The organism is Glycomyces albidus (assembly GCF_009451885.1).
Taxonomy (GTDB): domain Bacteria; phylum Actinomycetota; class Actinomycetes; order Mycobacteriales; family Micromonosporaceae; genus Glycomyces; species Glycomyces albidus.
This window is the reverse complement of sequence record NZ_WIAO01000057.1, coordinates 1-24,244: the sequence shown is the minus strand read 5'-3', so window position 1 is coordinate 24,244 and position 24,244 is coordinate 1. Positions and strand designations below refer to the sequence as shown.

At 71.0% G+C, this 24,244-nt stretch carries 20 protein-coding genes; 5 read left to right on the top strand and 15 right to left on the bottom strand.

The features are described 5' to 3' along the window. The 4 genes from GFD30_RS25030 to GFD30_RS25015 all read right to left on the bottom strand — a co-directional run. Positions 1 to 401 (bottom strand): ComF family protein (locus GFD30_RS25030; protein WP_227997050.1); only part of this gene is annotated, 401 nt, incomplete at its 3' end. 16 nt (positions 402 to 417) lie between these two features. After that, positions 418 to 1,809 (bottom strand): ABC transporter permease, encoded by a 1,392-nt coding sequence (locus GFD30_RS25025; RefSeq protein ID WP_153027875.1) that lies wholly within the window; start codon positions 1,807 to 1,809, stop codon positions 418 to 420. Further along, positions 1,809 to 3,092, bottom strand: a complete 1,284-nt coding sequence (locus GFD30_RS25020; RefSeq protein WP_153027874.1) for an efflux RND transporter periplasmic adaptor subunit — start codon at positions 3,090 to 3,092, stop codon at positions 1,809 to 1,811. The genes GFD30_RS25025 and GFD30_RS25020 overlap by 1 nt, the downstream gene beginning before the upstream one ends. A gap of 114 nt (positions 3,093 to 3,206) precedes the next feature. Beyond that, complete coding sequence (locus GFD30_RS25015) at positions 3,207 to 3,890, bottom strand: ferritin-like fold-containing protein (RefSeq protein WP_322633600.1); 684 nt, start codon at positions 3,888 to 3,890, stop codon at positions 3,207 to 3,209. A gap of 368 nt (positions 3,891 to 4,258) precedes the next feature. Here GFD30_RS25015 and GFD30_RS25010 point away from each other — a divergent pair, with 368 nt between their 5' ends. Together GFD30_RS25010 and GFD30_RS25005 are read left to right on the top strand one after the other, a co-directional pair. Then, on the top strand, positions 4,259 to 5,902 hold the full coding sequence (locus tag GFD30_RS25010) for a DEAD/DEAH box helicase (RefSeq protein ID WP_322633599.1): 1,644 nt from the start codon (positions 4,259 to 4,261) through the stop codon (positions 5,900 to 5,902). A gap of 348 nt (positions 5,903 to 6,250) precedes the next feature. Further along, positions 6,251 to 6,487, top strand: a complete 237-nt coding sequence (locus tag GFD30_RS25005; protein WP_153027872.1) for a hypothetical protein — start codon at positions 6,251 to 6,253, stop codon at positions 6,485 to 6,487. Positions 6,488 to 6,541: 54 nt separating this feature from the next. Here the strand turns inward: GFD30_RS25005 and GFD30_RS25000 are convergent, their stop codons facing one another. From GFD30_RS25000 to GFD30_RS24965, 9 genes are all read right to left on the bottom strand, one after another. Next, positions 6,542 to 7,075: a hypothetical protein gene (locus GFD30_RS25000; RefSeq protein WP_153027871.1), complete on the bottom strand. Its 534-nt coding sequence runs from the start codon at positions 7,073 to 7,075 to the stop codon at positions 6,542 to 6,544. Positions 7,076 to 7,099: 24 nt separating this feature from the next. After that, positions 7,100 to 7,732 carry a MarC family protein gene (locus tag GFD30_RS24995; protein ID WP_322633598.1) on the bottom strand — a complete coding sequence of 211 codons (633 nt, stop codon included), beginning with the start codon at positions 7,730 to 7,732 and terminating at the stop codon, positions 7,100 to 7,102. Between the two features lie 117 nt (positions 7,733 to 7,849). Further along, positions 7,850 to 9,040, bottom strand: coding sequence for a hypothetical protein (locus GFD30_RS24990; RefSeq protein ID WP_153027869.1), 1,191 nt, complete (start codon positions 9,038 to 9,040; stop codon positions 7,850 to 7,852). Continuing rightward, complete coding sequence (locus GFD30_RS24985; RefSeq protein WP_322633597.1) at positions 9,037 to 9,582, bottom strand: SigE family RNA polymerase sigma factor; 546 nt, start codon at positions 9,580 to 9,582, stop codon at positions 9,037 to 9,039. Before GFD30_RS24985 ends, GFD30_RS24990 begins: the two co-directional genes overlap by 4 nt. Positions 9,583 to 9,824: 242 nt before the next feature. After that, positions 9,825 to 10,676, bottom strand: a complete 852-nt coding sequence (locus GFD30_RS24980; protein ID WP_153027868.1) for a PH domain-containing protein — start codon at positions 10,674 to 10,676, stop codon at positions 9,825 to 9,827. Positions 10,677 to 10,686: 10 nt separating this feature from the next. Beyond that, a complete protein-coding gene (locus GFD30_RS26470; protein ID WP_194202113.1) occupies positions 10,687 to 10,848 on the bottom strand; it encodes a hypothetical protein in 162 nt (53 codons plus the stop codon). 322 nt (positions 10,849 to 11,170) lie between these two features. Further along, positions 11,171 to 11,806: a TrmH family RNA methyltransferase gene (locus tag GFD30_RS24975; protein ID WP_153027867.1), complete on the bottom strand. Its 636-nt coding sequence runs from the start codon at positions 11,804 to 11,806 to the stop codon at positions 11,171 to 11,173. Between the two features lie 274 nt (positions 11,807 to 12,080). Beyond that, entirely contained in the window at positions 12,081 to 14,024 is a 1,944-nt protein-coding gene (locus tag GFD30_RS24970; RefSeq protein ID WP_322633595.1) for an acetoacetate--CoA ligase, read from the bottom strand. Between the two features lie 98 nt (positions 14,025 to 14,122). Next, positions 14,123 to 15,415, bottom strand: a complete 1,293-nt coding sequence (locus GFD30_RS24965) for an MFS transporter (protein WP_322633594.1) — start codon at positions 15,413 to 15,415, stop codon at positions 14,123 to 14,125. A gap of 286 nt (positions 15,416 to 15,701) precedes the next feature. On the opposite strand from GFD30_RS24965, the gene GFD30_RS24960 reads away from it, so the two are divergent. The 3 genes from GFD30_RS24960 (at position 15,702) to GFD30_RS24950 (ending at position 17,962) form a co-directional block, all read left to right on the top strand. Then, positions 15,702 to 16,370, top strand: a complete 669-nt coding sequence (locus tag GFD30_RS24960) for a FadR/GntR family transcriptional regulator (protein ID WP_322633593.1) — start codon at positions 15,702 to 15,704, stop codon at positions 16,368 to 16,370. A gap of 86 nt (positions 16,371 to 16,456) precedes the next feature. Beyond that, positions 16,457 to 16,915 (top strand): RrF2 family transcriptional regulator, encoded by a 459-nt coding sequence (locus GFD30_RS24955; protein WP_153027865.1) that lies wholly within the window; start codon positions 16,457 to 16,459, stop codon positions 16,913 to 16,915. Positions 16,916 to 16,960: 45 nt separating this feature from the next. Beyond that, positions 16,961 to 17,962: a YihY/virulence factor BrkB family protein gene (locus tag GFD30_RS24950; protein ID WP_153027864.1), complete on the top strand. Its 1,002-nt coding sequence runs from the start codon at positions 16,961 to 16,963 to the stop codon at positions 17,960 to 17,962. Positions 17,963 to 18,066: 104 nt separating this feature from the next. Here the strand turns inward: GFD30_RS24950 and GFD30_RS24945 are convergent, their stop codons facing one another. Both GFD30_RS24945 and GFD30_RS24940 read right to left on the bottom strand, forming a co-directional pair. Next, on the bottom strand, positions 18,067 to 21,789 hold the full coding sequence (locus GFD30_RS24945; protein WP_194202112.1) for a rhamnogalacturonan lyase family protein: 3,723 nt from the start codon (positions 21,787 to 21,789) through the stop codon (positions 18,067 to 18,069). 248 nt (positions 21,790 to 22,037) lie between these two features. Then, the gene (locus GFD30_RS24940; RefSeq protein WP_194202111.1) at positions 22,038 to 23,279 is read right to left on the bottom strand and encodes an RICIN domain-containing protein; all 1,242 of its coding nucleotides are present in this window, start codon (positions 23,277 to 23,279) and stop codon (positions 22,038 to 22,040) included. Between the last annotated feature and the right edge of the window lie 965 nt (positions 23,280 to 24,244).

The following is a 24,244-nucleotide window of genomic DNA, read 5'->3' as shown; positions in this document are numbered from 1 at the left end:
TCGCCGAGCCCGGCGCAGGCGGCGGCGACGTGGTCGAAGCCGCGGGCGCGGCGGGCGGCCGCGGTGGGCGGGACGGGGACGAGCACGGCCCCGGGCACCTCGGGGGCGACCACGGCGAGCGCCCGGCCGAGGAGGGCGCCGAGGGCGGGTGCGAGTTCGCGGCGGGCGCGCTCCTTGTACTCGTTGAGCGCTTCGGCGAGCGCGCCGGTGTAGGGTCCGGCGGCGACCGCGGGCGGGGCGGCGTGGAGCGGGGCGGCCAGGCGCGGGCGCAGGGCCTGGAGTTCGGCGGCGCAGTCGGGGCACAGGCCCCTCCAGACGCCGCCGCCCGCCGCCCGCGCGCTCCGGCAGGAGGCGCAGGCGGCGGGCAGGAACAGGTCCCGGGCGTCCTCGATGAGGTTCACGCCGGTCTAACGAGGATCAGGTCCTCAGGGTGACCGCCGGCGGGATGCGGCTGGCGCGCCAGGCCGGGTAGACCCCGGCGACGACGCCGACGACGGCGCCGATGACGGGCCCGGCGGCGAACAGGGCCGGATCGAAGACGATCTGCCAGTCGCGGTAGAGCGAGACGATCGCGGTGACGTTCACGCCCAGGACCGTGCCGACGAGGCCGCCGATGAGGCCGATGAGCGTGGACTCCCAGACGAACTGCATCGCCACCGCCCGCCGGGCGGCGCCGACGGCGCGTCGGAGGCCGATCTCGCTGCGGCGCTCCATGACCGAGACGAGCGCGGTGTTGGAGACCGAGACGGCGCCGATGACGAGCGAGACGGCCGCGAGGCCGAGCAGGAGGGCCTGCATCTCGTTCTCGACGCCTTTGCGGAACGAGCGCAGGTCGCTGGGTTTGGACACCGACAGGTTGTCGGGGCCTTCGGGGAAGACCGCGGTCGGGGCGGTGTCGGCGACCTTGTCGGCGGCGCCGAGGTCGGTGCGGATGAAGACCTGCGCGGCGGCGTAGCCGGCGTCGGCCTCCAGGCACGGGGTCGGCGGGATGATGACGGCGCCGGTGAGCTTGGCCTCGCCTTCGGGGGCCTGGTAGACGCCGACGAGCGCGTACTCGACGCCGGCGATGTAGATCATCGGGCCGCCTTCGAGCGAGTTGTAGCCCAGGTCGCGGGCGGCGGACTCGTCGATGACGGCGACCTGGTCGCCGCGGGCGACGTGGCCGGCGTCGAAGGGCGCGCCCTGGGTGAACTCGAAGCCGTACGCGTCCATCGCGCCCGGCTCCATGCCGAAGACGGGCACTTCGCGGACGTAGTCCTGCGCTTCGGTGCGGGAGGCGGCGAGGTCCTCGGAGGAGCCGCAGACGATCCCGGCGTCCTGGACGCCGTTGATCTCGCGGACCCGCTGGGAGGACTCGAGGGTCGGCGCGTATCCGGCGTCGCGCATGCTGTCGGAGAACGAGACGGTGACCTGGGTGGCCTCGGTGGCGTCGAAGCGCTCGGCGATCGCGGCGGCCGAAGTGGACGAGAGCCCGACGGTGGCGACCGTGGCGGCGATGCCCAGGGCGATGCCGATCGCGGTCATCCAGGTCCGCATCGAGCGCCCGCGCAGGGACTGGAACGCCTCGTAGGCGATGCCCATGCTGCGGACGCCGAAGCGGCCCTTCGCTTTCGGGACGGCGTCCGCTTCTGCTCCGAGCGCGGCCTTGGCGGCCTTCTTCTCGGCCCGGCGGGCCTTGCGGCCCTTCGGTTCGGCCCCGGACGCGTCCGCACCGGGGTCGCCGTCGGCGGAGCCGCCCGGGGTTCCCTCGGCGGTGACATAGCTGAGCAGCTCGGTGTCGGTCTCGGGCTTGCGGCGGCGGCGGGCCATCAGCCGTTGCCCCGGTCGCGCCAGGCGATCACGACCTCTTCGCCGGCGGCGAGCTCGCCTTCGACGGGGACGACGACGCCCCGGCCCTCGTGGCGGAGGGTCACGTCGACTTCGACGTGCCGCTCGTTCTCGCCGTCCTCGTCGACGACGGTGATCATGGTCCGGTCCTCGGCGTCCGTCCACAGTGCGGAGAGCGGCACGATGAGGGCGTCCTCGGCGGAGCGGGCGCGCACGAGCGTGACCTCCTGCTCCTCGCCGGGGGCGAGGTCGTCGATGCCTTCGATGGCCTCGGCGTCGAACGAGAAGACCGCGTACGTCACCTCGACCGGCTCGCCCTCCTCGCCGGTCCACTCGTCGGTCTCGCCGGCCTCCTCGCGGACCTCGAGTTCGAAGCCGCCGACCTCCAGGCCCTCCAGGGGGCCGTCGCCGTACTCGAGCTCGGCGCCGTCGCCGGCCTTCGACAGCTCGGAGGCGGTCTCCTCGTCGAGCTTCGCCTCCAGCTTCCAGTCGCCGGAGGCGAGCACCATCACCGGCTGCTCGGAGGTGACCGGCGCGGACTGCTGGGCGTTGATCTTGGAGACCTGCATGGGCAGGTCGGGCAGGAACACGACCTCGGACGCGGGGAGCACGACGCGCTCGACCGTGGTGGTCTGGGCGCCGCCGGTGTTCTCGTCGCCCTCGGTGTCGCCTTCGCCCTCGGTGTCGCCCTCGGTCCCGGTGTCCTCCCCCTCGGTCGCGACCTCCTCGCTCGTGGTCGCGTGGTCGTACCCGGCGTGGTCGTAGAGCTTCTTCAGGTCCGAGACCGTGCGCGAGTCGAACGTGCCGGTCTTCGGGGTGCCGTAGATCTGCTGGAGCGCCAGCTGGAGCTGCTCGACGTCGGGACCGGTGTCGCCCTCGGTCAGGTCGCGGTAGGCGGGCACCGCCCCTTCCAGGGCGATCATCGGCCGTCCGGACACCTCCAGGAGCACGGTCCCCGCCTTGACCTCGTCGCCGACCTCGATGGGAATCTTCGAGGCCAGCGCGGTCTCGATCCCCTCGGGCGCGGCCGGCGCCGGGACGCTGTAGTCCCCGGTCCGGTCGAGCACCGCCTCGAACTCCAGGGTGTCGATGAGCTGGTCCTGGTCCACCTTGACGGTGATGATGCTGTCATCGGGTTCGGCCGTCTCCTCGGCGCGCTGTGCCGGGGTCCGCGCCTGCGCAGCGAAGTACCAGGCTGTGGCCGTCGCACCGAGCAGCGCGACAGCGAGCACCCCGCTGACGACATGGCTTTTCGTGAGCCGCATGTTGAAGTCCTCCTCCGCCCCGAAGACGCGCGGAGCGCGGGGTGGAGTTGCGGCCGTTTCGTCTCGATTCGGTAACGGGGCTTGCGCACTCGTGCGGGAGCCGTTACGGGACGCTCAGTTGTTGAGACCCACGGACTTCATGCGGTCCTGGTGCGCCCGGGTGAGGCGGCGCAGGAGCGCGTCGAGGGAGCCGCCGTCGCCGACGATGATGCCGGTGAGCCGCTCGTTGGCGGCGGCCACGCCCTGGGCCCGGTTGATGCCCTCGCCGACGAGGCGGCGGGCCCACAGCGACAGGCGCCCGGTGACGGACTCGTCGGCCTCGACGGCGGCGCGGAGCTCCTCGGCGGCGAAGTCGGCGGCGCCGGTCTCGGCCAGGACGGTCTCGATGACGCGGCGGTCGGCCTCGTCGAGGCCGGCGGAGACGACGCGGAAGAAGTCGTCGGCGACCGCGTCCCCGAGGTAGACCTTGACCAGCGCCTCGAGCCAGTCGCGGGGCGAGGTGGAGGCGTCGAAGGAGCGGAACGCCTCGCGGTAGGGGGCCATGGCCTCGGCGGGGTCGGCGCCCAGCTCGGTCAGGCGGTCGGCGATGAGCCGGAAGTTGCGAATCTCACCCACGGCCGCTTCCGAGAGTGCGGCGCGCCGGCCGAGGTCGGGGGCCAGGCGCGCGTCGTAGACCATGCGCTCGAACGCCAGCAGTTCGCCGAGGGCAAGCAGCCCAAGGAGTTCGACGACGGCCTCGCGGCCGGGGGGCTGCGGCGCCGGGGCCGGGGACGAGGCGGGATCAGGAGTCTCGGACACGGGGGCAGGTTACCACTGGCCCAGAGCGGCCTTCGCCTTCACTTGGGTGTCGCCGACCGGACGAATCCGCACGTCTTCGCAGGCCAGAAGGGCCGGGCCGGGGTTCCGCCGCGAGGGGCGCGCCCCGCCCGGGAGCGGCGCACCGAGACGATGGTGTCGGGAGAGCGTACGATGGACGGGAAGGACCGCGGCCCCGAAGGGGGCATCCCTATACCAGGCGGTCCTCAGCGGTACCGGTTTCTGAACCGGGCCGCTCCTGCGAAGCGGCGACTCACCGAATCCGGCGGTCGTCGCCGCTGTGTAACGAGACATGATGTGGCGCCGAGTTCCCCGGATCTGGTGACGTCCTCCGCCACGAGGTGAACAGAGTGAACGAAGTGAACAACGACCGGCCCCAGAACGACGGGCCGACTTTCGCGGCCCTGGGCATTCGGGAAGAGACCGTCGAAGCGCTTGCAGCGCTTGGAATCGAGCGGGCCTTCGCGATCCAGGAGTACGCGATCCCGATCGCCCTCCGGGGCTCCGACATCATCGGCCGGGCCCCCACGGGCACCGGTAAGACCTTCGGCTTCGGCCTCCCGATCATCGACCGGATCACCTCCGCCGATGAGGGCGCCGACGGCCTCCCCCAGGCGCTGATCCTGGTGCCCACGCGCGAGCTGGGCCTCCAGGTGGCCCGCGACCTCGAGGACGCGGGCAAGACCCGCTCGATCCGGGTCCTGCCGATCTACGGCGGCCGCGCCTACGAACCCCAGGTCGAGGCGTTGAAGACGGGCGTCGAGATCATCGTCGGCACCCCCGGGCGCCTGCTCGACCTCTACAAGTCCAAGCACATCAAGCTGAACCGGATCGCGCACTGCGTCCTGGACGAGGCGGATCGGATGCTCGACCTCGGGTTCTCCGAGGACGTCGAGAAGATCCTGAAGCTCCTGCCCGAGCAGCGCCAGACGATGCTGTTCTCGGCGACGATGCCCGACACGATCATGTCGCTGTCGCGCCGCCACATGAACCGGCCCATCACCGTCGCCGCCGACGTGAGCGCCCCCGACCTCGAGGCCGCGAACAACACCCGGCAGCTCGTCTACATGACCCACGCGATGAACAAGGTCGAGGTCACGGCCCGGATCCTCCAGGCCCGCGGCCGGGGGCTGACGATCCTGTTCTGCCGCACCAAGCGCGCGGCGCAGAAGCTCGCCGACGAGCTCGACTTCCGCGGGTTCGCGGTCGGCTCGGTCCACGGCGACCTGGGGCAGAACGCGCGCGAGCGGGCCCTGCGGGCCTTCCGCTCCGGGAAGATCGACGTGCTCGTCGCCACCGACGTGGCCGCGCGCGGCATCGACGTCCCGGACATCACGCACGTCATCAACTACGACGCGCCGGAAGAGGCCGAGACCTACGTCCACCGCATCGGCCGCACCGGCCGCGCGGGCGCGACCGGCATCGCCGTCACGTTCCTGACGTGGGAGGACCTGCCGCGCTGGAAGATCATCGTCAAGGCGAACAACCTCGACCTCGGCGACCCGAAGGAGACCTACCACACCTCCGATCACCTCTACTCGGACCTCGACATCCCCGAGGGCGCCCCGCCGGCGCTCCCGAGCGAGCTCCGCAAGCGCGACGGCCTGAGCGCCGAGCGCGAGGAGAACGTCGAGGGCGAGCCCCGCAAGAAGGGTCGCGGCGCCCGCAGCGGCCGCGGTCCGCGGAGCAAGGGGCGCGGTGAGAGCCGCAGCGAGGGCCGCAGCGAAGGCGACCGGGACCGCGACAGCGGCCGCGGCGAGAGCGACCGGCGCCGCGGCGCCGGCGACCGCAGGTCCGATTCGGACCAGGCCGCCGAGGCCCCGCGCAGCCGCCAGCGCCGGCGCATCCGGACCGGCGACGCGCCGCTCGGGTCCGAGCCGCAGGCCGTCCCGGCCCCGCGCGCCGACTCCGACGGTGACGCCCCGGCCCGCCGCCGACGCCGTCGCCGCCGCCCGACCGGCGACAACGACCGCCCGACCGCGACCCAGGACTAGGGCCCCGGCCCGGCTCCGAACGAACGCCGCCGTCGGTGTCCCTCGATCGAGGGACACCGACGGCGGCGTCTTGCCATACCGCGCCTTGCCATACCGCGCCTTGCCATACCGCGCCTTGTCATACGGCGTCTTGTCATACATCGCAGTCATGTTCGACCCGGGGCGCTCGAGGACGCGGCCTTCCGGCGCACCGCCATGCCCGCGCAACGTCCCACACCCGCCGGGCGCTGCCGAACCGGGACGCTCGGACGCGGCGCACCGCCCGAACGGTCGGGATCACCGGTCGGCATCCGTTCCGGGCCGCGGCGGCCGGGGCGGTCGGTGCCGCGCGGCGTTAGGCTTCCAACCATGAGCGACCCATCCGAGCGCCCCGTGTACGAGGGCCCGCCGGTGAACGTGCCGCCGCCTCCCGGGTGGCGGGTGGAGGCCGTGGCGCTGCCGGGCGAGCCGCGGCGGCTGCCGCCGCAGGACCATGCCGCGATCGACGCGGCGGAGCAGCGGGCGCGCCTGGTGACCCAGTGGCTCACGCTCGTGGCCGTGGCGCTCATGTTCACGGTCCTGATCATCGGCCTGGTCGACTTCTGAGCGGACGGTGAAGGGCCCCGCCGAGCGGCGGGGCCCAACATGTCGCGAGCGGGCTCAGCGGCCCCAGACCATCTCGGCCCCGGAGTGCCCGGACTGGAACACGGTCCAGCCGGCCCAGGCCAGCAGCCCCAGCACGATGAGGCCGAGGACGAGCATGACGATCCTGCGGCCGGTGGCCGCCGGGTCGTCCGGCTTGGCAGCCTCGCCGTCGGCGGCGGGCGCGTCGCCCGCGGCCCGCTTCAGCGCGGCCCGGCGGCCCCGGTCGAGCGCGGCGAACAGCCACCACACCGGGATGACCCCGACGAGGATCCACAGCAGGCGCCGCCCGTGCGCCTCGTGCTCGCGGATCGCGTCGGTCCAGCCGTTCGGGAAGTAGTCGGTGTCGTTGGCGAACTCGCCGCCGCTCCAGATCGCGAGGAACGCGGACGCGGGAGCGAGCAGGGTCAGCACGGCCACGGCCCAGCCGAGGTGCCGGCGCAGCGGCGGGACGAGCACGTAGGCGAACCCCAGGAGCACCAGCAGCGGCACGAGGATCACCGGCGCGTGCACCGCCAGCGGGTGAAGGGGGATGTCGAGGATCTCCGTCATGGGTTTAATTGAACCCTAAAGTGATCACCAACCGGTAGCCCCGGCAGAACTTTCGAAATGAGCGGCATAGCTCATGACCGCGTCGGCGATGAGCTGGACCGCGATCGCGGCCAGGAGGACGCCCGCGATGCGGGTGAGCACTTCGATGCCGCCGCGGCGCAGGATCTTCACCAGCAGCCCGGAGAAGCGCATCACCAGGTAGATCAGGAAGTGGATGACGATGATCGCGAGCGCGATCCACAGGTAGTCCGCATGGGACGGCGCCTGCTGCACGAACAGGATGACCGCGACGATCGCACCGGGCCCGGCCAGCAGCGGCGTCCCCAGGGGCACGAGCGCGATGTTCGAGGTGGCCGACTCGTTCGGGTCGTCGGCCTTGCCGGTGAGGAGCTGGAGGGCGACCAGGAGCAGCAGGAGCCCGCCCGCGCCCTGGAGCGCGGCCAGGTCGATGTGGAGGTACGAGATGATCTGCTGGCCCAGCAGGGCGAACAGCGAGATCACCCCGAGCGACAGCAGGGTCGCCTGCAGCGCCGCCCGGTTGCGTTCGCGCTTGTCCATCGTGCCGGTGAGGGCCAGATAGATCGGCACGATGCCGGGCGGGTCCATGATGACGAACAGCGTCACCATGACGGTCAGCAAGTACTCGAGTCCACCCACGCAGCGAGTATGTCAAGTCCGCCCGGTCACAGCCGCCGGTTCGCTGCCCCGTGTTACGTGCGGCTCAACGGCCCGTCACCGCGCCGGCCGTCACTGCGCCCGCTGCGGCGCCCGCCGTCATTCCGGCGGCCGCATGTCGAGCACCGGCATGATCGCCCCCGCGGGCGGCGTCAGCCTCGACACGGCCGGGGAGTCGCCGGTGTAGTCGATGAGGACCCAGGTCGAGTCGTCGACCCCGTAACTGAGCTCCCAACGGCCGTACGGGTCGTACTGGAGGTAGTCGGCCTGGTCGTACTGGTCCTCGTACTCGCCGAGGTCCACGTCCGCGGGATCGGTGAGCAGGCCCGGCTCCTCGCCGGTCTGCTCGGCGACCGCGGCGTCGACGAGCTCAGCGGCCGCGTCCTCGCCGGAGGCCGTCACGAGCTCCTCCTGGACGAGCTCGGACTCGAAGTCCCCGCAGTACTCGCCGATCTTCGCGAGCCCACCGCCCGCATCGAGATCGGCGACGCAGATGAACGCCGGGTTGGAGTAGTCGAGGATCACCGCCGACTCGTACCCGGCCGCGCCGACCGACTCCAGGTTCCAGTCGTACTCCTCGTCGAAGTGCCACGTCTTCTCCTGCCCCGCGGTCGCGGACCACAGGTCGGCGGAGAAGACCGCGGTCGAGTCGGACCAGTCGGTGAGGGTCACCTCGTAGCTGGTGGTGAACTCGACCGCTTCGACGATGTCGCCGGCGGGCCCGGGCCGGTTGATCTCGTACGTCTCCACGGTGACCGCCTCGTCAGGGGTGGCCAGCGCGAACTCGGTGGCCTCGCGGTTGACCACCGTGCGGGTGAACTCCGAAGGCCACTCGGTCGTCACGCCCATCGTGCCGTCGAGGTTCGCGAACGTGGTCGACTGCCGCACGGTGGAGGTGACGAGGTACCCGCTCTCGAGGCGGTAGACCTCCTGCGGGAGGTCCTCGCTGACGGTGACGCGGTCGCCCGAGTCGTTGATGACATGGTAGGAGCCGCCGTCCTCGACCAGGAACTCCATGCCGAGCTCGCTGCGGACCTCGACGGTGCTGGTGTCGGCGGCGCTGGGCATCTGGTCGTCGGCGGTGAGCAGCGGCTTGAGCACGAAGGTGCCGCCGCCGAAGGCGAGGAGGCACGCGGCGCCCGCGGCGGCGCCGATGCGCCGGCGGCGCCGGATGCGGTGGGCGCCGGCGATGGCGAGGTCGGCCAGGGCCGGGTCGTCGATCGTTTCGGGCGCACGCTCGGCCTGCTCGGCCAACCCGCTGCGCAGGAGGGCCTCGATGTCCCCGTTCACGCAGCCTCCCTCGGTTCCATGGCGACGCCGAGCGCGGCGGCGGGTGAGCCGAGGCGCTTGCGCAGGCCCGCGAGCGCGCGGGAGGCCTGGCTCTTGACGGTGCCGATCGAGATGCCGAGGATCTCGGCGATCTGGGCGTCGGAGCGGTTCTCGTAGTAGCGGAGGACGAGGACCGCGCGCTGGCGCTTGGGGAGTGCGGTGATGTGGCGCCACATGGCGTCGCGGACGGCGGAGTGCTCGGTGAAGTCGCGGGAGTGGTCGGCGCGGTCCTCGAAGACCTCGGTGGGCTTCTCGCGGTTGGAGCGCTTGCGCCACCAGGAGGCGTTGGTGTTGTAGAGGATGCGGCGGGCGTAGGCGTCGATCGAATCAGTCGTCCTGATCCGGCTCCACGCCAGGTAGGTCTTCGTCAACGTCGTCTGCACCAGGTCCTCCGCTGTCGCCCAGTTCCCCGTCAGAAGATACGCCGCACGGTGCAGCGCGGCCGAGCGCGCCGCCACGTACTCGCGGAACTCATCGTCCTGGGACGATTTGGCCTCGGTCACGCGTCTCCCTGGGGGGGTCGAACAACAGACGACGTACCCCCGGTGGAAAGTTGCCCCGTAGGGCGGAATTCTGCCAAAAGATGGGTGTCAGCGGCAACCGAGGGCTGGTTCAAAGGCGAGTATACGAAGTAGGTGCAAGCCTTCGCCTCCCGGATTCATGCCATGAGTCGCCCGCCTCGCCGCCTCGGGACGCGGAACACCCGCCGGTTTGAGGCCGGCGGGTGGTCGTGTCGGTGCGGGCGTCAGGCGCCGCCGTCTTTGGACGGGACGGCCGGCTCCTCTTCGGGGATGAGGTCCTCTTCGGGTTCGGCCATGCGCTCGTCGACGGCCTCGGGCTCGTACATCTCCTCGCACATCTGGAGGTAGAGCTCGTTGGGGTTCGGCAGGTGCGGGACGTTCCGCAGCGCCTGGTCCTGGCCGGCGGACTCGATGATGAACTCGCCGTAGTTGAGCATGCGGCCCATGGGCGTCTGGGAGTACTTCATGTCGGTGACGCGGCCGAGCGGCATCATCGCGACCGAGCGGGTGATGACCCCCTGGATCAGCATGATGCGCTTGTTGGTGAGGATGAACCGGTCCATGTACCAGTCGAGGATCTTCCAGCCGACGAAGCCGAGGATGAGCAGCCAGACGATGACGGTGACGGACAGGGCGGTGTCGCGGTTCTCGTTGTCCCACTTCGTGAGCATGCCGGAGGCGAGGCCCATGATGAAGGTCGAGAGGGTGCCGATGATGTACCAGGGCATGAGGTGCACCCAGTGGCGGCGCCATTCGCCGCGGTACTTCTCGGTCGGGAAGAGGTAGCGGGCGGAGATCGGGGACGGGACGTCGGGGACGGTGGGGGCGCGGACGCCGGAGAGCAGGCCGCCTGCGGGGCTGTCGTCGAACCGGACGCCGTCGATGTCGTTCGCGGCGGCCGCGGGGGCTCCCGGGGCGGCGACGCCCGGCGGACTGTGCTCTCCGAAAGCGGGGAACTCGCGCGTGGGGGATTCGGCGCCCGGGGCGGGACTGTCTGCGGGGGCGCGGGGACTGGGGGGTTCCAGCGGCTCGGTATCCTTCTTGTCCCCCGAGCCGCCTGCACCGGTATCGGTCATGGTGCCGCCGTCAACCGGTCACCAGGTTCGTGAAGAACGCGGCGAATCCGTTTGCGGCATCGAGGATTCCGCCGGCGAGCGATCCTACGACCCCGCTGGCTTCGTCCGGCCTGAAGGCAATAAAGAAAACCAGGAACGCAAGCCCGCCCCAAGTCAGAATCTTCTTCACCATTCCTCACCCCTCCCGTCAAAGGGTCCTGGCCGATCGTTCGTCTGGCGCAGGCTGGCACGAGTCTACCGTACGAGCATGACTCGGCTTTCAGTTTTGTGAGCGGCCTCAGCGGCGTGGACCGAGCGGCCGGTCGTCGGGGCCAGCGTAGCAACTTGGTTCCACTTTCGCCCGACTCCGCCTATCTACCAGCGGAATAACCTATTCATCTGTGACATCGGCGAGCTTACCCCAAGTCACGTCCCATTGGCTCAATGTAGGCGCATCACCCCTGGGAACCGGAGGGAAGCGTCAGGTATCCGACACTGTTCGGACAGGGCGGCGCTCAGGGCCGCTGCCCGAACACGTGTTCTCTCACCCAGGCGTGCATGGCGATGCCGCTGGCCACGCCCGCGTTGATCGAGCGGGTCGATCCGAACTGGGTGATCGAGCAGACCATCGCGCACGCCTCGCGGACCGGTTCGGACAGTCCGGGCCCCTCCTGGCCGAAGACCAGGACCGCGTTGCGCGGCAACGAGGCCGTCTCGATCGGGACCGAGCCGGGCAGGTTGTCGACTCCGACGACGGCGAGGCCCTCGGACCGGGCCCAGTCGGTGAAGTCCTCGACGGTGGCGTGGTGCTCGACGTGCTGGTAGCGGTCGGTGACCATCGCGCCGCGGCGGTTCCAGCGGCGCTTGCCGACGATGTGGACGGTCCTGGCGAGGAACGCGTTCGCGTTGCGCACCACGGTGCCGATGTTGAAGTCGTGCTGCCAGTTCTCGATCGCCACGTGGAAGTCGTGGCGCCGCTCGTCGAGGTCGGCGACGATCGCCTCGCGGGTCCAGTAGCGGTAGCGGTCGACCACGTTGCGGCGGTCGCCCGTGCGCAGCAGCACCGGGTCGTAGCGGTCGTCGTCGGGGAGCGGGCCCTCCCAGGGGCCGACCCCGACCTCCATCGCGTCCTCTTCGTTCACGCGGACCATTGGAGCACAGCGCCCGCCGCGCGGGCCGGGGTGCGAAGCCCCAGGGCATGGCGCCGCCCCGGCGGCTACGGGGGAAACCGACCGGGGCGACACGAAACATACTAACGGCCACACGCCTGCGATCGGGCACACACCCATTTGAATTCCCTTGCCGCAGAAGGAAATCCGGCTAACAGTCGCCGTGCGTCACTCCGAGTTCCACTCGGCTCTGCTGTCCCAGGGGTGCACCGCCCGGGGGCGGACCGTCGCAAGTGCACGCCCGCCCCGGGACGGGTCAGCCGGGCAGGAACGAGCGGAGCGCGTCCGGGTTGGCGAGCGCGTCGCGGGCGATGGCCTCCTCGGGCTTGACGCCTTTGAGGATCTTCTTGACCGGGATCTCGACCTTCTTGCCGCTCAGGGTCCGCGGGATCTCGGGGACCTGGCGGACCTCGTCGGGCACGTGCCGCGGCGAGAGCTGCTCGCGCAGCGCCGAGAGGATCCGGCGGCGCATGTCCTCGTCGAGCTCCGCGCCCGGCTTGAGCGCCACGAAGAGCAGGAGGCGGTCCTGGCCCTTGTCGTCGGGCGCGGCGTCGTCGAGGTGGACCACGAGCGAGTCGGCGACCCCGTCCACGGCCTCCACCACGGCGTAGAACTCGGCGGTGCCCATGCGGACGCCGCCGCGGTTGAGGGTCGCGTCGGAGCGGCCGGAGATGACCGCCGAGCCGCGCTCGGTGATGGTGATCCAGTCGCCGTGGCGCCAGATCCCGGGGAAGTCGGTGAGGTAGGTGTCGCGGTAGCGGTGCTTGAGCGGGTCGCCCCACAGCCCCACCGGCATCGACGGCATCGGCGAGGCGATGACGAGCTCGCCTTCGCGGCCGATCCCCGGGCGCCCCTCGGGGTCGAAGGACTGGACGTCGGCGCCCAGGCACCGGCACGACAGCTCGCCGCGCCAGACCGGGACGGTGGGCGCGCCGCCGATGAACCCGGTGCACAGGTCGGTGCCGCCCGAGAGCGACTGGAGCTGCGCGGTCGGGCTCACCGACTCGTAGACGTAGTCGAACCCGACCGCCGGGAGCGGGGCGCCGGTCGAGCCGATCCCGCGGATCCTCGACAGGTCGGCCTCCTCGGACGGTTTGACGCCCCGGGCGCGGCAGGCCATGAGGAACGGCGCGCTGGTCCCGAAGAACGTGGTGCCGGACCGCTCGGCGAGCCGCCACATGCCGACCGGGTCGGGCATCCCGTCGAACAGGACGACGCCGGCGCCGACGATCGGCGCGGACACGAGGTAGTTCCACATCATCCAGCCGGTCGTGGAGTACCAGAAGAACCGGTCGCCGACGCCGAGGTCGTGGTGGAGCGAGTGCATCTTGGCGTGCTCGATCGCCATGCCCCCGTGCGAGTGCACGATGGCCTTCGGCAGGCCCGTCGTGCCCGACGAGTAGAGGATGTAGAGCGGGTGGTCGAACGAGAGCGCCTCGAACGCCACGCCCTCGTCGTAGGCGCAGAAGCGGTCCCAGGTCTCGCCGTCGGTCTCGGCCGCCGGGTCGAGGTACGGGAGCATCACGAGCGAGCCGAGCCCCTCGAGCCCGCGCACGACCCGGCGCACGTCCTCCGTCCGGTCGATCGACTTGGGCCCGTACTTGTAGCCGTCGACGGCCACGAGGACCTTCGGCTCGATCTGCGCGAAGCGGTCCAGGACCGCCTTGGCCCCGAACTCGGGGGCGCAGCTCGAGAAGACCGCGCCGAGGCTCGCCGAGGCGAGCATGAGCGCGAACGTCTCGGGGATGTTCGGCATCCACGCCGCGACCCGGTCGCCCCGGTGCACGCCGTGGGCGACGAGCCCGGCCCGCGCGCGGGCGACGGCCTCGCGCAGCTCGGCGAGGGTCCACTCCACGGGCGCGCGGGTGTCGGAGTAGGCCCGGACGATCACGTCGTCCTCGCCGACCCCGGGCGCGGTGAGCACCGCCCGCGCGTAGTTGAAGGTCTCGTCGGGGAACCAGACCGTGTCCGGCATCGCCTCGTCGGCCAGCACCCGGTGCTCGGGCACCGTCTTGCCGAGGCCGAAGTACTCCCAGACCGCGCCCCAGAACGGGCGCAGGTGATCGACCGAGTACTGCCAGAGCGCCGGATAGGAGGTGAGATCGCGCTCCTCCCGGCGCGACAGCCACTGCCCGAACCGCCCGATGCTCGTCGTCTCCACCGCGTCAGGGCGCGGCAGCCACAACACCTCGCTGGTCACGATCGCCTCCCGAATTCCACCGCACTGTGGTCCACGGCACTATCGTGGCACGCCTCAGGTTCGGTCCCGTCTGCGGGGGATCGTTTGCACGCTTTTGTCTATTGTCCCGACTTTTGTTGTCCCAGTTCGTCCTCGATGTACCGCTCGCGCGTCACGGCGAGCCCCGAGACGAACAGGACCACGGTGAGGACCGCGATGAAACCGAACGGCACCGACCACGAACCGGTCAGGCCGTAGACCCAGCCGACCGCGAGCGGGCCCGAGCCCGCCAGCAGGTAGCCGCCCGACTGGGCGAACGAGGACAGCGCGCTCGTCCCGGCCGGCGTGCGGGCGCGCAGCCCGAACAGGGTCAGGATCAGCGGGAACACCGAGGTGCCGATGCCGAACAGGACCATCCACAGCCACGTCAGCGGACCGCCGCCGGCCAGCCACAGGCCCGCGATCGCGGGCGGGTAGCAGGCCGCGAGCACCAGGAACGTCGGGCGCGGGCCCCACCGGACCGTCAGGATCGGGACGACCACCGACACCGGGATCTGCACCAGCGTGAGCAGGCCGAGCATCGACCCGGCCGCGGCCGCCGACATGCCGTCGGCGGTGAGGATCGTCGTCGTCCATCCCATGAGGATGTACGCGATGGCCGACTGCGCCCCGAAGATCACGAGCATCGTCCACGCCAGGCGCGAGCGGCCCACCCCCGGCAGGTGCGCGACCGGGGCCGTCCCGGACGCGGCCGAGGCCGGGCGCCACAGCAGCCACGGCACGACCGCGATGAGCGCCGGCAGCGCCCACACCGCGAGCGCGAGCCGCCAGTCGCCGGCCAGGTGCTCGATCGGGGCCGTGGCCGCGGCGGCGACCGCGGTGCCGACCGCCAGCGTCGTCGAGTACGCGGTGGTCATGACCCCGATGCGGTCGGGGAAGTACCGCTTCACGATCACCGGGACCGCGACGTTCCCGATCGCGCCCGCGGCCAGCGCGAACAGGCTGAACAGCAGGAACACGGCCGTGTTCGGGGCGTACGCGCGGGCGACGAGGCCCGCGCTCATGACCGCGAGTGCGCCGGTGAGCAGCGGCCGGGGGCCGAAGCGGCGGGCCAGGCGCGGGGCGAGCGCCCCGAGGCCCGCGAACGCGAGGACCGGGAGCGTGGTCAGGAGCCCGGCGACGGTCTCCGACATGCCGAGGCCGGTGCGCAGCTCGGCGAGGATCGCGCCGACGCTGGTGACGGCGGTGCGGAAGTTGAAGGCGGCGAGGACGACGCCCGCGGCGAGCATCCAGCCGAACGCGGCCGCGCGGCCCGGCGGCGGGTCCGCGATGGCGGCGGCGGGCGGGGGCACGGGGTGCTCGGCGTCGCCGAGCGCGCCGGCGGGCGGGCCGGCGGGGGCGTCGGTCGTCACGGGGGACGTCTCCTTCCGAGGCCGGGGCGGGGCAGACGCCGGCAATCGCTGTCCGGGACGCCGGGAGGAGTGCCGGCGGACCGCGGCTGAACCGATTCACGGCGGCGCGCCGGGGGGCGCCGGCAGCCGGGATAGAATCGAGTCAATTCATGGGATGAATTGACGGCCTGTCAACGGTATCGCGACGGCTGTCTGCTTTAATCCTCCTAGTGTCAGGAAACACGCACCCCTCCATGGCGGGCCCCCGCCAGGCCATGGCAGCGATCCGGGAAGGTCAGGTCCGCCAGTGGCATTGCAGTCGACACGCAAGTCCGCCCTCGTCGATCAGGTGATCGAGCAGCTCCGGCAGCAGATCAGCGACGGCGAGTGGGGCCTCGGATCGCGCATCCCGACCGAGAGCGAACTCGCCGAGCTCCTCGGCGTCGGCCGCAACACGATCCGCGAAGGCGTCCGCGCGCTCGCCCACGCCGGGCTCCTGGAGATCCGCCAGGGCGCCGGCACGTTCGTGGTCGGCCGCAGCGAGGTCACCGCCGCCGTGCGCCGCAGGATCGCCGCCAGCCCCGCCTCCGACGCCATGGAGGTCCGCCGCGGCCTCGAGGTCGAGGCCGCCCGGCTCGCCGCCCACCGCCGCACCGAGGCCGACATCACGCGACTGCGGATCCTCCTGGCCGAACGCGAGGCGACCCACGAGGTCGGCGACACCGAGGCGTTCATCGCCGCCGACATCGCCCTCCACCAGGCCGTCGCCGAGGCCAGCCACAACAAGCTCCTCGCCGAGCTGTACTCCGAACTGGCCGACTCGCTGCGCGAGACCGTCCGCGCCGGCCTCGGACCGGTCCTCGCCGAGGAGCCGCACATCGACCACACCCGCGCGATCGAGGCGATCATCGCCGGCGACGCCGACCTCGCCGCCGCCGAGACCGCCGCGTACCTGCGCCTGCTCGTCGACGACTGACCGCGCCCATCCGGCGCACCGGCGGGCGAACCGCGCGGCAAGCGCTAGAGTCGGTAGTACCGCCCGCTGAACCAAGAGGAGTCCTCATGCGCCTGTCCGCCCGCGTCGACTACGCACTGCGCGCCGCCGTGGCCCTCGCCGGCTACGGAGACCGCTGGGTGTCGGCCGAGCAGATCGCCGAGGACCAGGGCATCCCCCGCAAGTTCCTGGAGTCGATCCTGCTCCAGCTCCGCCGCGGCGGCATCGCCACCTCCAAGCGCGGCTCCGAAGGCGGCCACCAGCTCGCCCGGCCCGGCGACCAGATCAGCCTCGCCGACGTCATCCGCGCCGTCGACGGCCCCCTCGTCGGCGTCCGCGGCGAACGCCCCGAGCAGGTCGCCTACACCGGGATCGCCACCGCGCTCACCAACGTGTGGATCGCCCTGCGCGTCTCCGAGCGGAACATCCTCGAATCGGTCTCCCTCGCCGCCGTCGCCAACGACGACCTGCCCACCTCGGTCACGAAGCTCCTCGAAGACCCCGACGCGTGGGTCATCCGCGACTGACAACCAAGCGCCGCATCAGCGTGCGGGCTCTGCCAGAATCGGTACGTGAACTTCCCAGACCTGGGCGCCTGGTGGGACCGCGTGCTCTCGGAGTCGCGCCGGCGGTCCAACCTGGTCGACCACGCCTGGCGCGCGGGCGAGCGGTACGGCGAGGTCCACTGCGGGCAGCTCGCGGCCGCCATCTCGTACTACGCGTTCTTCGCCGCGTTCTCCATGTCGCTGCTCGCGCTCGCGATCTTCGGGTACCTGCTGAACTTCCCCGACATCTACGCGTCGGTCGAGCAGTGGCTCTCGACGAACCTGCCGGTCATCGACATCGGCGTCCTGGAGAGCTCCCGCCAGTCGGTGACGATCTTCGCGGCGGTCGCACTCGTGCTGGCCGGGGTCGCGTGGGTGCAGTCGGTGCGCGCGTCGATCCGCCTGGTGTGGGGGCTGGACGCGCAGCCGGGGAACGTGTTCCTGCGCTGGGCGATCGACCTCGCGATCCTCGTCGGCGTCTCGGTGCTGCTGCTCATCACGATCGGCGCCACCGCGGGCGCCGAGTTCGTGGTCGCGTGGCTCCACTGGGACGAGGTCACCGGGAACCTGGCGCTGCTGGTGCGGGCCGTCTCGGTCGTGGTGGGGCTCATCGCGAACGCGCTCCTCGCGGCGGTGCTGCTTCAGGCGCTCCCGCGCCTCGTCATGCTGCCGCGGCGGGTCGTGTGGGCCTCGATCGCGGTGTCGATCGGGATGGAGCTGCTCAAGACCGTGGGGCGCATCTACGTCCTGCACGTCTCCGACCGGCCGGCGTACCAGGCCGTGACCACCGCGGTCGGTCTCCTGCTGTTCCTCTACATCTTCAACGTGATGCTGCTGGCCGCCGCGGCCTGGACCGCGACCTCGCTGCGGGGCAAGGCGATCGACCTGTACGAGCGGGCCGAGATCAAGAACGGCACCGGGCGGCTGTACGAGCCCGACGAACCGGACGCGCGGCCCACGGACCAGGACCGCCCCGACGAGCAGGCCGCCGACGAGCGGCGCACCGATAAAGGACGCACCGACGAATGACGGCCCGGGCGCGGGAGCCCGGGCCGTCTGGTCGTGCGGTCGTCAGGCGACGCCCTTAAACGGACGGTGCCCTTACACGACGGTGCTCCTAAACGACGGTGCTCCTAGACGACGGTGCAGACCTGGCCGTTCATGAGGAACATGCCCGGGTCGCCGGGGTCGCCGGTGCCCTGGAAGCCGATCTGCTTGGTGCGGCCGGGCTTGAGCGGGAAGTTCCAGAACGCCGGGTCGGCGGCCATGGCGTCGCCGTCGATCGCGATCGCGCCGCCCCAGTCGTACTCGACGGTCTCGACCCCGCCGGACTTCCAGCGCAGGTCCCATTCGTCGATGTCCGCCTCGCCGGTGTTCGTCACCTTGATCTGGACGACGAAGCCGGTGTCCCAGTCGGCGACGACGCGGTACTCGACCTCGCAGGAGGCCGAGGCGTACGGCGCCGCGGCGCTGTCGCGCGCGGGGCCGGACACGACCGCCTCCCACTCGGGGGCCTCCATGCCGTAGCCGAGGAAGAAGCTCGGCCACGGCGGCTGGTTGTAGGAGACGTTCTGCCACGAGACCGCGAGGCGGTACTGCGGGTCGTTCATGAGCGTCGGCAGCGCGTGGTCCGAGGCGATCGTGGTGGTGAACAGGCGCACGCCGTCGTTGGACTCCTTGCGCAGGATCACCTCCTCGCGCCAGTCCCCGAGCAGGTCGCCGGTGAGCACCGCGTTCCCCTTGGTGCCGTTGTTGGTGTCGACGCCTTCGGGGGTGAAGATCTCCTCCTGGGTGCCCATCTCGGGGTCCCAGTCGGCGATGAACGGGTAGATCGGCACGTAGTTCGGCTCGTCGAACTCGTGGTCGAAGATCTCGCGGCCGAGGTCGCCGTCCCACCAGACCATCGAGTTCGCCGACGGGATGGCGTTGCCGATCAGCGTGCCGTCGGCCGCACGGAGCTCGCCTTCGCGCGAGTTCCAGGCGCCCGTGGTGCTCGCGGCCCAGCATTCGGCGCCCGCGTAGTCCGGGTCGATGTCGCCGCACGTGCCGCGGCCGGTGTCGCGGGAGCCCGGGATCGACCACAGGACCTCGGCGGTGTCGGCGTCGCGGAACGCCCCGGCCCGGTTGCCCGAGCAGCTCATGCACTCGAACGGGCTGAAGATCTCCAGGCCCTCGTTGGCGGGGTCGAAGTCCGAGACGTGCAGGGCGTCGCCGTGGCCGAGGCCGGTCGAGTACAGCGGCGTGCCGTCGTCGTTGATCGTCATGGCGCCGAACACGATCTCGTCGCGCCCGTCGCCGTCGACGTCGGCGATGGACATCTGGTGGTTGCCCTGGCCCTGGTAGGCCCCGCCCCAGCGGTCGGAGCTGAAGCTCCACAGCTTCGGCAGGTTGTCGCCGTCCCAGTTCCAGGCGGCGATCTCGGTCTTGGCGTAGATGCCGCGGTTGGTGATCAGCGACGGGTGCTCGCCGTCGAGGTACGCGACGGCGAGCATGAGCCGGTCGCCGCGGTTGCCGTAGCAGTCGCCCCACGAGCAGACGTCGCCGCGCGCGGGCGCCCAGTCGACGGTCTCCATCGCGGCGCCGGTCTGCCCGTTGAAGACCGTCAGGAACTCCGGCCCTTGCAGGATGCGGCCGTCGGTGCCGCGGTGGTCCGCGTCGGCGTCGCCGATCACGGTCCCTTCGCCGTCCACAGTGCCGTCGGCGGTCTTGAGGGCCACCTCGGCCCGGCCGTCGGAGTCGAGGTCGTAGGCGACGAGCTGCGTGTAGTGCGCGCCGGCCCGGATGTTCCGGCCGAGGTCGATACGCCACAGGCGCTCGCCGCTGAGCGTGTACGCGTCGACGTAGACGTTCCCGGTGTAGCCGCTCCGGGAGTTGTCCTTCGCGTTCGACGGGTCCCACTTCTGGACGATCTCGTAGATGCCGTCGCCGTCCAGGTCGGCGACGGTGGCGTCGTTGGGCGAGTAGGTGTAGGCGACGCCGTCCGGCGTGGTGCCGCCTTCGGGGCGCTCCATGTCGATGTCGATGTACTGGTCGTCCCAGACCTCGAACGCCTTCGTGTAGCCGGTCTCGACGCCTTCGGACACGGTGGCGATCCAGTAGGTCGAGTTCGCGGTGCCGCCCTGGTCGGTGAGGTTGGTGAGCGTCGTCGGCTCGGGCGTGATGAGCCGGCCGTCGCGGTAGACGTTGAACGCGGTGCCCTCGGGGTCCAGCGCGAGGCTGCGCCAGCTCACGAAGTTCCCGCCCTCGACGCCGACGGCGACCGGGGCCCGGTCGAGGCTCTCGATCCGCTCGGCGCAGTCGGCGCACGGCTCGTCGGGGCCTTCGCCGCCGGCGCCGGGGACGTCGCCGATCCTGGTGAGCTCCAGGCCGTTCAGGTGCCCGGTCTGGCCGGAGACGGTGACGTTGAGCTGCCCGTCCTCGACGACGACGCCTTCGAAGTCCTTGGTGAGGATCGACCGCGAGGCGGCGTTGGCCGCGCCGAAGTCGACGCCTTCGAACTTGACGTTGGTGCGGGCCGAGCCGACGTAGTCGCCGGTGACGACCCGCGCGGTGTAGAGGCCGTCCGCCACGTCGACGGCGAAGTCGTAAGTGCCGCCGAACCAGGCCACGAAGTCGCTGCCGAGCGGGTCGGTGGTGACGCCGCGGTCGCGGTCGATCGCGGTCGCCATGTCGGTGGTGAAGCCGTACCCGCGTTCGGCGCTGTAGGCGGTGCCGCGGTTGACCTCGGTGTACCCGGGGGCCACGGTCTGGCTCGCGGGGCCGAAGTCGTACTTGAAGCCGGCGGTGGCGGTCGTGACGGTCAAGGTCGCGGACTTCTCGCCCTCGCCCTTGCCGTTGACGCCCGCGACGGCGAACTCGTAGGCGGTGTCCTCTTCGAGGCCGGAGACGCGGCCGACGCCGACGTTCGCGGTGCTGCCGAGGCGCCAGTCGCCGCCGGGTTCGCGCACGTAGACGCGGTAGATGTCGGCGTCGCCGGCGGTGTCCCAGTTGAGGGTCACGCTCGCGTTCGCGATCGTGGCGGCGGTGAGCCCGGTCGGAGCGGCCGGGACGTTCGCCGGGGGTGCGACGTCGACGACGTGCTCGGAGAGCGGCAGCCCCAGGGTCGCGGTCTCCTCGGCGACCAGGCGGGCCATCTGGATGGCGCCGTACTCCTGGAAGTGCGTGTCGTCGGCGGTGCCGTTGGGCCGGTTCGGGTAGACCCCGGCCGGGACGTGCAGGAACACCGACTTGGCCTCTTCGGGGCCGATCTCGTTCAGGTAGGCGCGCGAGGAGGCCGAGAGGTCGACCATCGCGACGCCGGTCTCCTCGTGGAGCTCGTAGACCTTCTCGACGTACTCGGGGAAGGAGGTGTTGAACTGGCCCGTGTCGGCGTTGAAGCTGCGGCGCGACACCGGGGTCACGAGGACCGGGACGGCGCCCTTCTCGAGCGCGCCGGCGATGTAGTGGTCGCGCAGGTACATCTTGTAGTCGTCGGGCGAGGTGTACCGCTCGGGGACCGACGCCGTCGCGTCGTTGTGTCCGAACTGGATGAACAGGTAGTCGCCCGGCTGGATCTCGTTCAGGATCGTGTCGAGGCGGCCCTGCTCGATGAAGGAGCGCGAGGAGCGGCCGCCGATCGCGTGGTTGGCGATGGTGACGCTCTCGTCGAAGTAGCGGTCGATCACCTGACCCCACCCGGCCTGGGGCTCCCAGTAGGGGTCGTAGGTCTGGACGGTGGAGTCGGAGGCGAGGTAGACGGTGATGCCGTCGTCTTCCTGCGCCTGGGACGGGGCGCCCGCGGCGAGGACGCCCGCGAGCGCGGTGGCGCCGGCCGCGACGAGCGCGAGGGCGCGGCGCCAAGGGGGTCGAGGAGTCATGGGCCTCATGTTCACTTCCGTAGTGAGAGGAGGAAGGCTCGCCGGGCACGCATGAATGAATCGTTTCAATCATGCGGAAGATTGCGGGGCAAGCGGTTACTGCTGTGGGGACGGTACCTGAGCGGATCGGCGAAAGTCAATACATGTCGATACCTGCCGGGATCGGCGATGGCTTTCGGAGGATTCCGGACCGCTTGCTCGTGGCACATGTCCGACCAGTCGGACATGTGCCACGAGCCGTGGCCTGGTCAGCGCACGTGCGAGGCGATCGGGAGCGGCAGCGCCTTGGCGCCCTCGGCGACCAGGCGCGCCATCTGGTTCGCGCCGTTGTCCTGGAAGTGGGTCGAGTCGGCCAGGCCGTCGGGGTAGTTCGGGTACTGCCCGGCCCGGAGGTGCATGAAGACCTCCCAGCGGGCCCGGTCGTAGCCGATCGAGTCGAGATACGTGCGCGAGCGCGCTCCGAGGTCGATCATGGCGACGCCGGTCTCGCTGGCAAGCTCGCGGACCTTGGCGGCGTAGGTCGCGAAGGACTCGTTGAACCGGCCGGTCGAGGCGTTGTAGTCGAGGCGGTTGACCGGCGTGAGCAGCACGGGCGTCGCGCCTCTGGCGGTGGCGCCGGCCATGTAGTGGTCGCGCAGGTACATCTTGTAGTCCGCGGGCGAGGTGTACCGCTCGGGGTTCCCCGTGCTGGCGTCGTTGTGTCCGAACTGGACGAACAGGTAGTCGCCGGGCCTGATCGCGTCGAGGACGGCCGTCAGGCGGCCCTGCTCGATGAACGAGCGCGAGGAGCGCCCGCCGATGGCGTGGTTGGCGATCGCGGTGTTCGCGTCGAAGTACGCCGCTAGCTTCTGGCCCCAGCCGCTCATCGGGTACGCCGAGGCGTTGTAGGTCTGGGCCGTGGAGTCCGAGGCGATGTAGACCGTCGGGTTCCCCGGCGCCGGAGCGCCGACCGCGATGGGGCGGAACTGCTGGTTGGTGCCGCCGTTGGAGTCGTACTGGGCGATGCGCGCGCCCGCGGCGGTGGACCGCTCGTAGACGTCGAGGGCCTTTCCGGAGTTGCGGTTGACGAACCGCAGGTAGGTCCCGTCGTCGAGGATCTGCCACTGCTGGTTGAGGCCGCCGTTGTCGGTCCACTGGACGATGTCGGCGCCGTTGGCCGTGGACTTGGCGTAGACGTCGAGGACCTTGCCGGAGTGGCGGGCCTGGATCTTGTAGTGGCCGCCGCCGGCGTCGACGAAGCGGAACTGCTGCTGGGCGGCGTCGGTGCGGGCCTGCTGGAGGAGCTTGGCGCCGTCGGCGGTCGAGGCGCCGAGGTCGAGGACGAGGCCGGAGTGGCGGGACTGGAGCACGTACCAGGTGCCCGGGGTGAACGCGGCGCTCGCGGCTCCGGCGCCGAGCAGCCCGCCGGCGGCGAGTCCGGTGAAGAGGCCGAGCGATCGGCGGCTGAGCTTGGCGGCGAACGGGTTCGGTCGCTCGGATGGGTACTGCATGTGCGCTCCAGTGCTCGAAGTCGAGGGCCGCGGCGCTGGGAGCGCCGCGGCCCCGGTGAGAGGCGGGAATCGGATGGAGAGGGGAACTGAGGGCCGCGGGCAACCCTGGATGAAACGATTCAAACTCGCGGCGGAGGGCCGCAGTGCAAATCGGAGACCGGTCCCCCGGGCTGTACCGGGATTGCCAAGGGGATTTATGCACTCATAATTATCGATTTGATTGGCGAACATCGTAACCCGCGGAAAGCGCTAGTACAAGACCCGCAACAACCCCGGAGACAGACACCCCGCGACAGGCCCACGTGACAGACGCACATGACAAGGCTTCGCAACGCGCGCCGCCCGAAGGGCGGGGTGAGGGCTCGGATGCGCGTTGACGGTGGCGCACATCAATGTCAGAGCGGCAGCGACGAAGGGCAGGGTCGGGGTGGAGTCGGGTTGCGCACCGAGGGTGCGCGGGGGTCGAGGTCAGAGCCGCGACGACGAAGGGCGGAGTTCGATGTCGGCGATCGTATGTGGACGGCGCGCAGGGGTCGAGGTCGGAGCGGCGGCGACAAGGGGTGGGAGTCGGTGGTGGCCTTGATTGCGTGTTGAGGGCGGGTGCGGGTGGGGGTCAGAGCGGCGGCGACGACAGCCGGTGAATGGCGCAGGCTCGATGGCGTGCTGCGGGTACATTCGGGTCGGGGTCAGAGCGGCAGCGACGAGGGAGTGTCGGCTGGGCGAGTGTTCGAGGCTCGGGCGGGGGCCGGTTGCGCTCGTGCCGGACGGCTCGGATCGGCAAAGCCGGTACCAAACGGGGCGAGTTGAGGTCCGGTGACGGTTTCCTTGGGGCGCTTGGCGACTGGTGCTCGAATGTGAGTGTTCTGTGCGCGTGTGGGTGATGACGGTGTCGCACAGGGGTGCGAGAATTGGGGTACGCACAGGGACAGGGAGTTCGGTGCAGGTGCAGGGCGGTGCAAGCAGAC